This window comes from Rhizobacter sp., assembly GCF_035702065.1.
In the GTDB taxonomy this organism is placed as follows: Bacteria; Pseudomonadota; Gammaproteobacteria; order Burkholderiales; family Burkholderiaceae_C; genus Rhizobacter.
This window is the reverse complement of the sequence record NZ_DASSRA010000346.1, coordinates 1-13636: the sequence shown is the minus strand read 5'-3', so window position 1 is coordinate 13636 and position 13636 is coordinate 1. Positions and strand designations below refer to the sequence as shown.

Sequence of the window (13636 nt, the reverse complement as noted above, 5' to 3'; positions counted from 1 at the left end):
GGCGCCGGGCACAACGCCTACGTCACGATCAGCAACCAGGCCGAAGGCTGCGCGCCTTTGACCGCCCAGGCGCTGGCCCGGGCCGTGCTCGCCCGCATGGGCTGATTCAGGTGCTCAGCGGCCAGCGCGCCAGCGGCACGTGGCGCGTCTGGCCGAGCAGGCTGTCGACCAGCACGAACTCGTTCGCCACCCATTCGATGGGCTCGATCACCATGTCGGGCACCAGGCGGTCGTCGTAGAGCAGCGTCACATGGGGCGTGAAACGCATGTCGACCAGGCGGCCCAGGCCCACAGCCTTCATCGCCTCTCCGAGCGACTTCTGGAAGGCCATCAACGAGACCAGGCCTTCGTCACCGCGCAGAACGAAGGGCCGCTTGCGTGGCCTGCCGGCGAAGCTGCCGGCCCGGTCGAACGTCAGCCTGAAGGGCGGTACCGTGACCCGCCCCGCGGCCTGCCGGAGCGCCGCCACCAGCCCTTCGGGCAAGCCAAGGTGGTCGCCGAAGAAGTGCAGCGTGACGTGGAAGCGATCCATCGCCAGCGGCCGCCCCTTCAGCCCCAGCTCGGCCTTCAGCCGGCGCGCAAGTGCCGCGATGCGTGAGGCCGCAGCGGCGTCGGGCAGCAAGGCGAAGAACAGCCGATCGGTCGGCGCCCTGGGCGGCTCGATGCCCGGCAACGAGAGTTGCTCAGGCATCGCGGCCTCACTCCCACTCGATGGTGGCAGGCGGCTTGCTCGAGACGTCGTAGGTCACGCGGTTGATGCCGCGCACCTCGTTGATGATCCGGCCCGACACCTTCTTGAGCAGCGCATACGGCAGCTCGGCCCAATCGGCGCTCATGAAGTCGCTGGTTTGCACGGCACGCAGCGCCACCACGTAGTCGTAGGTGCGGCCGTCACCCATCACGCCCACGCTCTTGACCGGCAGGAAGACGGTGAAGGCCTGGCTGGTGAGGTCGTACCAGGTCTTGCCGGTGGCCTCGTCACGGAAGTTGCGCAGCTCGTCGATGAAGATCGCGTCGGCGCGCCGCAGCAGGTCGGCGTAGTCCTTCTTGACCTCGCCGAGGATGCGCACGCCCAGGCCGGGCCCTGGGAACGGATGGCGGTAGACCATCTCGGGCGGCAGGCCCAGCGCCACGCCCAGTTCGCGCACCTCGTCCTTGAACAGGTCGCGCAACGGCTCCAGCAGCTTCAGACCCAGTTGCTCGGGCAGCCCACCGACGTTGTGGTGGCTCTTGATGGTGACGGCCTTCTTGCTCTTGGCACCACCCGACTCAATGACGTCGGGGTAGATCGTGCCCTGCGCCAGGAAGGTCGCACCCTTGTGGCCGGCACCGCTGGCCTTCAGCTTGGCGGCTTCCTGCTTGAAGACGGTGACGAACTCGCCGCCGATGATCTTGCGCTTGGCTTCGGGATCGCTCACGCCGGCCAGCTTGCCGAGGAACAGCTCGCTCGCGTCGACACGGATCACCTTCGCATGCAGCTTGCCGGCGAACATGTCCATCACCAGGTCGCCTTCGTTCAGGCGCAGCAGGCCGTGGTCGACGAACACGCACGTCAGCTGGTCGCCGATGGCACGGTGGATCAGCGCGGCAGCCACCGAGGAGTCGACACCGCCCGACAGGCCGAGGATGACCTCCTCGTCACCCACCTGGGCGCGGATCTTCTCGACCGCCTCGGCGATGTGGTCCTTCATGATCCAGTCGGCCTTCGCGCCGCAGATGCCGAGCACGAAGCGCTCGAGAATGGCGCGGCCCTGCTGGGTGTGCGTGACCTCGGGGTGGAACTGCACCGCATAGAAGCGGCGGGCCTCGTCGGCCATACCGGCGATGGGGCAGCTGTCGGTGGACGCCATCAGCTTGAAGCCGGGCGGCAGCTCGGTGACCTTGTCGCCGTGGCTCATCCACACGTTGAGCATGCCGTGGCCGTCGGGGGTGGTGAAGTCGGCAATGCCCTTCAGCAACTCGGTGTGGCCCCGTGCGCGCACGGCTGCGAAACCGAACTCGCGCTTGTGGCCGCCCTCGACCTTGCCGCCCAACTGGTGGGCCATGGTCTGCATGCCGTAGCAGATGCCCAGCACGGGCACGCCCAGATCGAACACGGCCTGCGGTGCCTTGTCGGTGGTGTCTTCGTAGACGCTGGCATGGCTGCCGGAGAGGATCACACCCTTGAGCTTGCCGTCCTTCGCGTACTCGCGCACCCAGGCGTCGGTGACGTCACAGGGGTGCACCTCGCTCAGCACGTGTGCTTCGCGCACGCGGCGCGCGATCAGCTGGGTAACCTGGGAGCCGAAGTCGAGGATGAGGATCTTGTCGTGCATGGTGAGCTCAGGCATTGGAAGCGGCGGCCAGATCGGCGGGCCGCCGGGAGAAGTGCCACAGCGCGACGGCCGTGGACGAGGCCATCAGCAGGGCGCAGAAGAAGAACGGCGCGCCGGCGCGCCAGTCGTTCGGCGGCAGGTGCGACACCACGCCGATCAATGAGGTGCCAATCACCGGGCCGATGACGTACATCAGGCTGGTCAGCGCCGCGACCGCCCCCATGGTGCGGCCCTGGGTGGAGGCGTCCGCCGCGTTGGACACCAGCGATTGGATCGAGGCCTGCACGGTGAAGCCAAAGATGTTCAGCGCCATCACCGCGTACATCATCCAGCCTTGGGTCGACAGCGCCCACAGCACGTAGCAGACCGTCGCGGAGGTGAGGCCGATCGTCGCGAGGCGTCGCGCGCCGAAGATCGCCAGCAGGCGCTTGAGCAGCACGCCCTGCACCAGCACCGAGAGCACGCCCACCGCGAACAGCGACCAGCCGTTCTGCAGCGGGCCCCAGCCGAAGCGCAGGCCGGTGTAGAGCACCCAGGAGCTGCGCAGCACCGCGTCGGTCAGCGCACCGAAGGCCACGACCAGCACGAGGATGCCCACGCCTTCGAGCTTGCTCAGCTGCGTCAGTGCCTGGATCGGGTTGAGCGCGTTCCAGGTCAGCGGCTTGCGCAGATGCGCAGGCAACGACTCGGGCAGCACGAAGTAGCCGTAGACGAGGTTGAGCAGGGCCAGCGCGCCCGAGGCGTAGAACGGCAGGTGGATGTCGATGGCGCCCAGCAGCCCCCCCATCACCGGGCCGAGGATGAACCCGAGCCCGAACATCGCGCCGATCTGGCCGAAGCGCCGGGCGCGGTCTTCGGGCCGCGTGATGTCGGCCACATAGGCGTTGGCGATGCTGACATTGGCCTGCAGTGCACCGCTCACGAGGCGGATCGCGACCAGCTGCCACAGCGTCGCCGCAAGCGCGGTCCCGAAGTAGCTGAACGCGAAACCGCAGAAGCCGATCAGCAACACCGGCCGGCGGCCATAGCGGTCCGACAGCGCGCCCAGAACCGGCGCACAGAAGAAGTTCGCCACCCCGAAGGTGAACATGATCGCGCCGAACCAGAAGGCCTGCTCGGTGCGGTTGGCGGTGAAACGCCCCACGAGTTCGGGCAGCACCGGGATGATGAGGCCGATCGACACCATGTCGATCAGCACCGTCAAGAGAATGAACCGCATCGCCGCCGGGCGGTCCGCAGCGGCTTCTACAGGGGTTGAACTCAAGGGCGTTGCTGACACGGGGCGGGCCCCGCGTCACTCCATGCGGTAGTTGGGCGCTTCTTTGGTGATCTGCACGTCGTGTACGTGACTCTCGCGGATGCCCGCCGAGGTGATTTCGACGAACTCGGCCTTGTTGCGCATGTCGTCGATGCTCGCGCACCCGCAGTAGCCCATGGAGGCACGCAGGCCGCCGGCCATTTGGAAGACGATGCTCACCATCGAACCCTTGTAGGGCACACGGCCTTCGATGCCTTCAGGCACGAGCTTGTCGGCATTCGGGTTGGCGCCGGTGTTGTCCTGGAAGTAGCGGTCGGCCGAGCCTTGCTGCATGGCGCCGATCGAACCCATGCCACGGTAGCTCTTGTAGCTGCGGCCCTGGAACAGCACGATCTCACCCGGCGCCTCTTCGGTGCCTGCGAACATGCCGCCCATCATCACGGTGTGCGCACCGGCGGCGATGGCCTTGGCGATGTCACCCGAGTAGCGGATGCCGCCGTCGGCAATCAGCGGCACGCCGGAGCCGGCAAGCGCCTTGGCCACGTTGTCGATGGCGGTGATCTGCGGCACGCCCACACCGGCCACGATGCGGGTGGTGCAGATGGAGCCGGGGCCGATGCCGACCTTCACGCCATCAGCCCCCGCTTCGGCCAGCGCCAGTGCCGCGGCGCCGGTGGCGATGTTGCCGCCGACGACGTCGACGTGCGGGTAGTTCTGCTTGACCCAGCGAACGCGCTCGATCACGCCGGCGCTGTGGCCGTGGGCAGTGTCGACGACCAGGGCATCGACGCCGGCCTTGACCAGCAGGTCGACGCGCTCCTCGGTGCCGTCGCCCACGCCCACCGCCGCGCCCACGCGCAGCTTGCCGTGAGAATCCCGGGCGGCATTGGGGAAGTTGGTCTGCTTGGTGATGTCCTTCACCGTGAAGAGGCCTCGCAGCTCGAAGGCTTCGTTGACCACCACCACGCGCTCCAGCTTGTGCTTGTGCATCAGCGCCTTGGCTTCGGCCAGGGTGGCGCCTTCACGCACCGTGATGAGCCGCTCGCGCGGCGTCATGATCTCGCGCACCGGGATGTCCATGCGCGTTTCGAAGCGCAGGTCGCGGCCGGTGACGATGCCCACCACCTTGCCCTCTTCCAGCACCGGAAAGCCCGAGATGCCGTGCTGGCGCGAGAGGTTGATCACGTCGCGCACAGGCACGCCGGGCGAGATGGTGATCGGGTCACGCAGCACACCCGATTCGTAGCGCTTGACGCGAGCCACTTCGGCAGCCTGCTGCTTGGGGGAAAGGTTCTTGTGGACGATCCCGATGCCACCCTCCTGCGCGATGGCGATTGCCAATCGGGCTTCTGTCACCGTGTCCATGGCGGCGGACACCAGGGGCAGGTTCAGGCGGATGTTGCGGGAGAACTGGGTGGACAGCGTGGTGTCGCGAGGCAACACCTGAGAGAAAGCCGGCACCAACAACACGTCGTCGAAGGTGAGTGCTTTGCCTAGAAGGCGCATGAGGAAGCTCCTGACGCAAAAGCGAATTATACGGATCGCCGTCAGGCTGCTTCAGCCGAGCCGTCAGGGCGTGTCAAATCACATGCTTGGCGTACTCGCCGGCAATAGTTCACGGAATGCGCCACTGCGTTGCGCCCGGGGCGGGCAAAACCGGACAAGGGCCTCTGAAGGCACCTCGTAACCAGTTGTGCGCGACTACACTTTCGCGATGACATTCGCTCGCCCTCTCCCCATTGCGCGGCTCACCGTTCTGGCGTTCGGAGCCCTCGTGACGCTCAGCCTGAGCAACCCGGCATTCGCTCAGTGGAAGTGGAAAGACAAGAGCGGCCATGTGCAGTACAGCGACCTGCCGCCGCCTCAATCGGTAAGCGATGCGGACATCCTTCAGCGCCCAAGCGGCAGCGCCGCCCGCAGGGCGCCGGCTTTCGCCCCCAACAGCGCACAGGCTGCGGCCGCGGCGTTGGCAGCCTCCGGTGCGCTGCCCGGAGCCAGCGGCCCGGCCCAGGCCGTCGAGCCCGAACTCGAGGCCAAGCGCCGCAAGGCAGCCGACGAGGAAGCGGCGAAGCGTCGTGCCGAAGAAGAGAAGCAGAAGGCCTTGCGCGCAGAAAACTGCCAGCGTGCCAAGGCGCAGGTCCGAGCCTTGGACGATGGCATGCGCATGGCGCGCGTCAATGACAAGGGTGAACGCGAGATCCTCGACGACAAGGGCCGCGCCGAAGAAAGCAAGCGGGCCCGCGACATCGTCGCCAGCGACTGCAAGTAGGCCCTGCCCACTCAGCGCTTTGCCTCGGCGCGCTGCTTCTGGTATCGCTGGCGCCGAGCCTCCTTCGGATCGACGAGCAAGGGCCGGTAGATCTCCACGCGGTCTTTGTCCCGCAAGCTGTCGTCCAGGGCGCGCAGCTTGCCCCACACCCCCATGGCCAAACCTTGCCCAAGCAACTCGGGGCACGCCTCGCGCAAGGCGTCTGACACGGTGCTGCCCGCAGGCAGGCTCAGCACCACCTGACGGGTGGCGCCTGCCACAGGGCTGTAGACAACTTCAATGTGCAGCTCAGCGGGCACCATAGACCTGCTCTGCCCGTTTGACGAAGGCGTCGACGAAGGTGTTCGCGATGCGGTCGAAGACCGGGCTCACGACAACTTCGAGCGGGGAGCTGCTGAACGCATAGCGCATCTCGAACTCGATCTTGCAGGCGTGGGAGTCTCCGGCCAGCACCAAGGGCAAGAAGCGCCATGCCCCATCGAGCATCGAGAATGGCCCGTCCACCAAAGACATCAGCACGCTGCTGTCGCCGACATGCGTGTTGCGTGTCGTGAAGGCATGGCGCAAGCCGCCGTAGGCAAGGTGCAATCGGGCGGTCATGCCGAGATCGTCCTGGGCGACCACTTCGGCCTTCTCGCACCAGGGGAGGAACTTGGGATAGTCCGGCACCGCGGTGACGAGTGCGTACATCTCTGCCGCGGAATACGAGAGAAGAACTGACTTCTTGACGTGCTTCATACAATGCACAGATTGTATTGAGGGCATCCAGCCTCACCTCTTGCCCATGTCGATTGCAGAAAACCGCCGCGCACGCTTTGACTACCACCTGGAAGAACGCTACGAGGCGGGCATGGTGCTGCAAGGCTGGGAGATCAAGGCCATCCGTGCCGGCCAGGTGCAACTCACCGATGGCTACGTGGTCATCCGCGACGGCCAGCTCTACCTGATCGGCTGCCGCATCAACGCGCTGCGCAGTGCTTCGACCCACATCAGCCCAGAAGCCGACCGCACCAAGAAGCTCCTGATGCACAAGGAAGAGATCAAGCGCCTCATCGGCAAGGTGGAGCAGAAAGGCTTCACCCTCGTGCCACTCGACCTGCACTACAAGGGCGGTCGCGTCAAAGCCGAGATCGCACTGGCCAAGGGCAAGGCCGAACACGACAAGCGCAACACCGAGAAGAAGCGCGATTGGGATCGGGAAAAGGGACGACTGATGAGACACAAAGTCTCATCAGGTCCGAAGGACTGACTCGCAAAGCGAGGCATGGCCCTTTCGGCGAAGCCACAAGGGCCGCTTGATGCGACACAAGGTCTCGTCAGGGCCCAAGGGCAAGAACTGATCAGGGGCCGAGCGCCTGCAAGGCCTGCTGGCAATCCCCGATCAAGTCCGCCGGGGCTTCCAGCCCCACCGAGAAGCGCACGAGCACCCCTCGGTAGGCGGGTTGTTCGCGCATGCCGGCCAGGTTGTAGGGCACAGCCAGGCTAACCGGCCCGGCCCAGGAATAGCCTAGCTTGAACAACCGCAGCGCGTCGAGGAAGGCATGGACCTGCTCGGCACGGTAGCGCTCGTTGAACACCACCGAGAAGAGGCCCGCAGCGCGGCTGCACAGCACCTTCCAGCACTCGTGCCCGGGTGCGCCGGGCAATGCGGGGTGCAGCACCTGGGTCACCTCACGGCGCTGCGACCACCAGGCCGCCAAGGTGCGCGCGGCCGCATCGTGCGCCTCGTAGCGCAGCGGCAGCGAAGGCAGCGAGCGCAACACCAGTTCGATGTCGTTGCCACCCACGCCCCAGCCCATGCGCATGTGGCAGAACTTGAGCTTCAGGTGCAGCGCCTCGTCCCGGGTGGTGACCGAGCCCATCAGCACGTCGCCGCCGCCCGAGGCGTACTTGGTCAGCGCCTGCACGGAGATGTCCACACCCAGCGGCTCGCCATCCGGCGTCAGGTCGAAGGGATTGAACGCCAGGCCAGCGCCCCAAGTGTTGTCGAGCGCGGTCGTGATGCCGTGTTCGTGAGCCACCTTCACCAGCGCGGGCAGGTCGGGGAACTCCATGGTTACCGAGCCGGCGGCTTCCAGCCACAGCACGCGGGTCTGCGGTGTGATCAGGGCGGCCAAGCCGCGCGCGTCCATCGGGTCATAGAAGCGGTGGGTGATGCCCCAGTTCGCCAGCTCGTTGCGCGCCAATTCCTTGCTCGGCCCATAGGCGTTCTCGGGAATGAGCACCTCGTCGCCCTGCCTGAGCAAGGCCATGTCGACCAGGGTGATGCTGGCCAGCCCGCTGGGCACGAGCAGGGTATGCAAGCCACCTTCTAGGGTGGCGATGCGCTCTTCCAGCGTGAACGAGGTCGGGGTGCCATGCAGCCCATACGTGTAGCCAGCCTTGGACCGCCAGCTGCGGGCCTGCAGCGCCGCCACGTTCGGGAAGATGACCGTGGAGGCCTTGTGCACCCCCGGCGCCACCGCATCGAAGCCAGCAGGCGGCACGTAGGGGTGGTGGATCAGCCCGGTGCGCTTGTCCTGCGTCATATCGGCTGGGCGACGAGGTCGTGGCCTTGCGTGCCGACGATGCGCGCCCGGGTGAATTCCCCCACCTTCAGGGTCTTGGACGCCTTCTCCGGCGGCAGCAGCTTGACGCTGCCGTCGATCTCGGGCGCGTCCGCGTAGCTGCGACCCACCCCGCCCTTGCGGCCCAGCGCGGGCGCCGAGTCGACCAGCACCTGCATGGTTGCGCCGACACGGCCCCGCAGCTTGGCGGCCGACACCTCTTCGGCGACGGCCATGAAGCGCGCGCGGCGCTCCTCGCGCAACTCGGCCGGCACCGGGTCGGGCAATGCATTGGCGGTCGCACCTTCCACCGGCGAATAGGCGAAACAACCGGCACGATCGATCTGCGCCTCGCGCATGAAGCCGAGCAGGTGCTCGAACTCGGCCTCGGTCTCGCCAGGGAAGCCAGCAATGAAGGTGCTCCGCACCACCAGCTCCGGGCAGATCTCGCGCCAGCGCTGCAGGCGGTCGAGGTTCTTCTCGCCGTTGGCCGGCCGCTTCATGCGCTTGAGCACGTCGGGGTGCGAATGCTGGAAAGGCACGTCGAGGTAGGGCAGGATCAGACCCTCGGCCATCAGCGGAAGAATCTCGTCGACGTGCGGGTAGGGGTACACGTAGTGCAGGCGCACCCAGGCACCGTGCCGGCTGGCAAGCGCGCCCAGCTTCTCGCACAGGTCGAGCATCCGGGTCTTGACGGGCTTGCCGTCCCAGAAGCCGGTGCGGTACTTCACGTCGACACCGTAGGCGCTGGTGTCCTGGCTGATCACCAGCAGTTCCTTCACACCGGCTTCGAACAGGCGCTGAGCTTCGCTCAATACGTCGCCGATGGGGCGCGAGACAAGGTCGCCTCGCATGCTGGGGATGATGCAGAAGCTGCAGCGGTGGTTGCAGCCTTCGCTGATCTTCAGGTACGCGTAGTGGCGCGGCGTGAGCTTGATGCCTTGCGCGGGCACCAGGTCGACGAAGGGATCGTGCGGCTTGGGCACGTGCAGGTGCACGGCGTCCATCACTTCCTTGGTGGCGTGCGGGCCGGTGACGGCCAGCACGCTCGGGTGCATCTGGCGCACCAGGTTGCCCCCGCTGTCACCCGCCTTGGCGCCCAGGCAGCCGGTGACGATGACCTTGCCGTTCTCGGCCAGCGCCTCGCCGATGGTGTCGAGGCTTTCCTTCACCGCATCGTCGATGAAGCCGCAGGTGTTGACGATCACCAGGTCGGCGCCGGCGAAAGTCTTGGAGGTGTCGTAGCCCTCGGCGCGCAGTTGCGTGAGGATCAGTTCGGAGTCGGTCAGCGCCTTGGGGCAGCCCAGGGAAACGAAGCCGATCTTGGGCGCCGCGGGGGCGAGTGTGTCTTGCGTCATCCGGGGATTTTCCCCCAAATGACCGCGAGACTAGCGTTTGGGTGGGTTGAAGCCCGGCATCCCCGGGAACAGTGTCTCGGCCTGCTTGGCCATCTGTTCCTGCATCTGGGCGAACATGTTCTTCGACTGCTCGAGGTAGTTGCCCATCAGGCCCTGCACGGCAGGAGCCTGCCCGTTCAGGAACTGCGTCCACAGTTCCGGGTTCATCACGTTGGGATCGAGCAAGCCCTTGGACTGTTCGGCCAGGCGCATCTGGATGTCGGTGAAGGTCTGGAGGTTCTTCTCCAGATAAGAGCCCATCATCCCCTGCATGGCGTGGCCGTAGAAGCGGATGATCTGCGCCAGCGTCTGAGACGAGAACATCGGCACGCCACCGGTTTCTTCTTCCAGGATGATCTGCAGCAGGATGCTGCGTGTGAGTTCGTCCCCGGTCTTGGCGTCGCGCACCACGAAATCCTGCCCTTCCAGCACCATCTTCTTCACGTCGGCCAGCGTGATGTAGCTGCTGGTTTGCGTGTCGTAGAGACGGCGATTGGGGTATTTCTTGAGAACGCGCGGGCTGTTGCCGTCGGCGCTGCCATCGTCGGGTGTCGAAGCGCGGCGGGTCTGTGCCATTCAGGGAACTCCAGTAAAACCAGTGTGCAAAAAAGATTCTAGAAGCCTGCATTGCTGCACTGCGGAGGGTTTTCCCGCCTGCTGGCTCAAGGATCCGACGCCGCCGGCGCTTCTGGATCGAAGGGCGGGACGCCCAGCCGCTGGCGGGTCTGCTCCAGCTGCGCGGCGAGCTTGGCCACGCGCTTGCTCAACCCTTCCCAATTGCGGATGCATTCATTGACCGGGTCCATCGGGTAGTAGACCTTGTGGCCCTTTTCCTTGGCGGCGGAAAGCGCAAAGCGCACCAGGTCGTTGAGCTCGAAGGCGTAGTCGGCCATGAGCGCATGCGTCTCGGCGACGTGGGCGTCGATCATCTGCTGGCGGCGCGGCGTCATTTCCATGGGGATGTTCCTGGCTGATTGGCTGCGGCAAAGAAAAAGAGCCTGTCCCTCGCGGGGCAGGCTCTTGATCGGCTGACGTGTTTGGTGGGCGGTGAGAGGGTCGAACTCCCGACATCCTCCACGTCAAAGAGGCGCTCTACCACTGAGCTAACCGCCCGAGCCCGCGACTATAACATCACTTGCGGCCGGCCTCATCACTTGCGGCGTGCACTTCGCACACCATCGATGCGAGCCACGGCCTGCAGCACCTGCGCGAGGCGCGCCGAATCGGCCACTTCGACGGTAAAGGTCATCCAGGCGGTGCCGCCACGCACCTCCTTCACCGTCTGCGTATTGACCCCTGTCACGTTCATCTTCTCCTTGGCAAATACCTCGGAGATGTCGCGCAAGAGCCCTGACCGGTCGGCCGCCTCGACCAGCACGTCCACGGGGTACAGGGCCGGCTTTTCCTTGCCCGGCGCCCCCCAGGCCACGGCGATCACCCGCTCGGGCGTGCGCCGCGCCATCTGGCGGAAGTTGATGCAGTCGGCACGGTGGATCGCCACACCCTTGCCTCGCGTCACGTAGCCGCCGATGGCGTCCGGCGGCGCAGGCCGGCAGCAACGCGCCAGGCTGGTCAGCAGCGACTCGACCCCCACCACCAGCACGCCCCCCGTGGGCGAGCCTTCGGAGCGGGGCCGGCGCAAGGCGATGACATCGTCGGCCGACGGTGCGGGCTCGGCCGGCCGCAGCAGCGCTTCGATGTTGCGCAGGGAAAACTCGTCCTTGCCCACCACCTCGAACAAGGCATCGGCGTTGCGGAAGCCGAGGCGGGCCGCCAGGTCATCCAGCTTCAACGCCGTCTTGCCCTCGCGCTGCAGCAGCTTTTCCACTGCGTCGCGGCCGCGGGCAATGGTGTCCTGCAGCGCCAAGGCGTTGAACCAGGCCCTCACCTTGGCCTTGGAGCGTGCGCTCTGCAGGTAGCCCAGCTCGGGGTTCAACCAGTCGAGCGACGGGCCACCTTCCTTGATGGTGGTGACCTCCACCGTCTGCCCGCTCTTGAGTGCGGTATTGAGCGGCACCATCACGCCGTCGACCTTGGCCCCGCGGCAGCGATGGCCGAGCGTGGTGTGCACGGTGTACGCAAAGTCGACGGGCGTGGCGCCTGCCGGCAGTTCGATCACCGCAGCCTGCGGCGTGAAAACGTAGATGCGGTCGTCGAACACCGCACCGGCCGACGACGCGCTTTCATCGGACTCGGCAAAGTCGCGCTCCCAGGCCAGCAGCTGGCGCAGCACGGCCTTGCGCGCCTCGGCCACCTGCGCGTCGAAGTCGCCGCTGGCGCTGACGCCGGCGTAGCCCTTGGCGCCCGCCTCCTTGTAGGCCCAGTGCGCCGCCACACCGTGCTCGGCGTGCTCGTGCATCTCGCGGGTGCGGATCTGCACCTCCACGGGCCGATCCTGGGCGTCGAGCACCACGGTGTGCAGCGACTGGTAGCCATTGCCCTTGGGCCGTGCGATGTAGTCGTCGAACTCGCCCGCCACCGCGCGCCACAGCTCGTGCACGCGGCTCAGTACCGCGTAGCACTCGGGCACGTCGGCAACGATCACGCGAACAGCCCGCACGTCGAACACGTGCGCGATGTCGATGCCCTTGCCGCGCATCTTCTTCCAGATGCTGTAGAGGTGCTTGGGCCGGCCCTGCACCTCGGCACGCAGGCCGTTGCGCGCCAGGTCGTCGCTCAGCTGCCGGCGAAACGCCTCCACGCCCTGCTCCCGCTCGACGCGCTTCTCGTCGAGCATGCGGGCGACAGTCTTGTACTGCTCCGGCTCCAGGAAACGGAAGGCCAGGTCTTCCATCTCCCACTTGATCTGCCAGATGCCCAGGCGGTTGGCCAGCGGCGCAAACACCTGCATGGACTCACGCGCCAGCAAGGGCGGGCACGGCTGCTTGCTGATGGCGAAGTGGCGCAGCGTCTGCAAGCGCGACGCCAGGCGCAACAGCACCACGCGCAGGTCACGCGAGAAGGCGAGCAGCATCTTGCGCACGCGCTCGGTCTGCTCGGCGCGCTTCTCGTCCTGCACCTCGGCCTCGCGCGCGGCGCGCTGGATCTGCACCAGCTTGCGGGTGTGCGTCACCAGCCCGGCGTACGACGGACCGAAGGCCTTGCTGACCACCTCATCCGGCTTGCTCAAGTAGTCGCCGGCGTAGACCAGATACGCGGCCGCGCCCATCGAGGGCGCCGCGCCGATGCCGAGCAGGATGTTGGCCACGCCTTCAGCGTGAACCCAGGCGTCTTCGCCGGTGTCGAGCACTTGCCCCACCAGCAGTGGCTCGGCGAAGGCACGCGCACGAGCGAGCTGCGAGACCTCGGCCTCGCGCGATTCTTCAGGCGCCACGTCGGCAAGCTGAACGATGGCGGCAGCCGTGGTGAGGCTGTCCAGCGGACCCGTCTTCATCTCATGCGCGCAGCAAGAACTCCCGCACCGCTGCGATCTGGTCTGGAGAGGTGAGCATGGGCGCGTGCCCAACACCGGCGAACTCGCGCAGCTCGGCCTTGGGGCCGCGCGCGGCCATGGCCTGAGCGGTGGCCGCGGTGAGCAGGTCGGATTCGGCGCCACGCAGCAGCAGCGTCGGGCAGCGCAGGCTGTCGTACATCGCCCACATCATGGCTTCGCCCACCTTGGCGGCCTCGGGCGTGATGGCGCGGAAAGGCACGGCAATCTGCGGGTCGTAGTGCGGCACGAAGCCATCGCCATCGGGCTTGAGCATCGGCCGGGTCAGCGCCAGCCACTGCTCGCGGGTGTGGGGGCCAAAGCCCTGCGAGATGGCCAACAGGGCATCGGCCGCTTCGTCCAGCGTCTTCCAGCGCGCAGGCAGGCCCAGGTAGCTGCCGATGCGCGCGAGCGAGCTGGG

At 66.5% G+C, this 13636-nt stretch carries 14 protein-coding genes, 1 tRNA gene and 1 pseudogene; 3 read left to right on the top strand and 13 right to left on the bottom strand.

Annotated elements, in window-relative coordinates:
• Positions 1–105: pseudogene (locus tag VFL64_RS15385) on the top strand (DUF72 domain-containing protein); the annotation flags it as partial.
• A gap of 1 nt (position 106) precedes the next feature.
• On the opposite strand, the gene thpR reads toward VFL64_RS15385, so the two are convergent.
• From thpR to guaB, 4 genes are all read right to left on the bottom strand, one after another.
• Positions 107–691: an RNA 2',3'-cyclic phosphodiesterase gene (gene thpR, locus VFL64_RS15380; RefSeq protein ID WP_489541260.1), complete on the bottom strand. Its 585-nt coding sequence runs from the start codon at positions 689–691 to the stop codon at positions 107–109.
• Between the two features lie 7 nt (positions 692–698).
• On the bottom strand, positions 699–2315 hold the full coding sequence (gene guaA, locus VFL64_RS15375) for a glutamine-hydrolyzing GMP synthase (protein ID WP_489541259.1): 1617 nt from the start codon (positions 2313–2315) through the stop codon (positions 699–701).
• A gap of 7 nt (positions 2316–2322) precedes the next feature.
• Positions 2323–3534 (bottom strand): MFS transporter, encoded by a 1212-nt coding sequence (locus VFL64_RS15370; protein ID WP_489541258.1) that lies wholly within the window; start codon positions 3532–3534, stop codon positions 2323–2325.
• A 75-nt stretch (positions 3535–3609) separates the two neighbouring features.
• Positions 3610–5079, bottom strand: a complete 1470-nt coding sequence (gene guaB, locus VFL64_RS15365) for an IMP dehydrogenase (protein ID WP_489541257.1) — start codon at positions 5077–5079, stop codon at positions 3610–3612.
• 208 nt (positions 5080–5287) lie between these two features.
• Here guaB and VFL64_RS15360 point away from each other — a divergent pair, with 208 nt between their 5' ends.
• Positions 5288–5842 carry a DUF4124 domain-containing protein gene (locus tag VFL64_RS15360; protein ID WP_489541256.1) on the top strand — a complete coding sequence of 185 codons (555 nt, stop codon included), beginning with the start codon at positions 5288–5290 and terminating at the stop codon, positions 5840–5842.
• 11 nt (positions 5843–5853) lie between these two features.
• Here the strand turns inward: VFL64_RS15360 and VFL64_RS15355 are convergent, their stop codons facing one another.
• Positions 5854–6144, bottom strand: coding sequence for an RnfH family protein (locus VFL64_RS15355; protein WP_489541255.1), 291 nt, complete (start codon positions 6142–6144; stop codon positions 5854–5856).
• Positions 6131–6580, bottom strand: coding sequence for a type II toxin-antitoxin system RatA family toxin (locus VFL64_RS15350; protein WP_489541254.1), 450 nt, complete (start codon positions 6578–6580; stop codon positions 6131–6133). The genes VFL64_RS15355 and VFL64_RS15350 overlap by 14 nt, the downstream gene beginning before the upstream one ends.
• 46 nt (positions 6581–6626) lie before the next feature.
• Between VFL64_RS15350 and smpB the strand changes: the two genes are divergently transcribed.
• A complete protein-coding gene (gene smpB, locus VFL64_RS15345) occupies positions 6627–7091 on the top strand; it encodes an SsrA-binding protein SmpB (protein WP_489541253.1) in 465 nt (154 codons plus the stop codon).
• Between the two features lie 91 nt (positions 7092–7182).
• On the opposite strand, the gene VFL64_RS15340 is transcribed toward smpB, so the two are convergent.
• The 7 genes from VFL64_RS15340 to VFL64_RS15310 all read right to left on the bottom strand — a co-directional run.
• Positions 7183–8370: a cystathionine beta-lyase gene (locus tag VFL64_RS15340; RefSeq protein WP_489541252.1), complete on the bottom strand. Its 1188-nt coding sequence runs from the start codon at positions 8368–8370 to the stop codon at positions 7183–7185.
• Entirely contained in the window at positions 8367–9746 is a 1380-nt protein-coding gene (gene rimO / locus VFL64_RS15335) for a 30S ribosomal protein S12 methylthiotransferase RimO (RefSeq protein ID WP_489541251.1), read from the bottom strand. Before rimO ends, VFL64_RS15340 begins: the two co-directional genes overlap by 4 nt.
• 30 nt (positions 9747–9776) lie before the next feature.
• Complete coding sequence (gene phaR, locus VFL64_RS15330; protein WP_489541250.1) at positions 9777–10361, bottom strand: polyhydroxyalkanoate synthesis repressor PhaR; 585 nt, start codon at positions 10359–10361, stop codon at positions 9777–9779.
• An 86-nt stretch (positions 10362–10447) separates the two neighbouring features.
• Positions 10448–10741 carry a hypothetical protein gene (locus tag VFL64_RS15325; protein WP_489541249.1) on the bottom strand — a complete coding sequence of 98 codons (294 nt, stop codon included), beginning with the start codon at positions 10739–10741 and terminating at the stop codon, positions 10448–10450.
• Between the two features lie 82 nt (positions 10742–10823).
• A tRNA-Val gene (locus tag VFL64_RS15320) sits at positions 10824–10898 on the bottom strand.
• 37 nt (positions 10899–10935) lie between these two features.
• Positions 10936–13179 (bottom strand): RelA/SpoT family protein, encoded by a 2244-nt coding sequence (locus VFL64_RS15315; RefSeq protein ID WP_489541248.1) that lies wholly within the window; start codon positions 13177–13179, stop codon positions 10936–10938.
• A 1-nt stretch (position 13180) separates the two neighbouring features.
• A partial coding sequence (locus VFL64_RS15310; protein WP_489541247.1) for an alpha/beta fold hydrolase occupies positions 13181–13636 on the bottom strand: 456 nt, incomplete at its 5' end.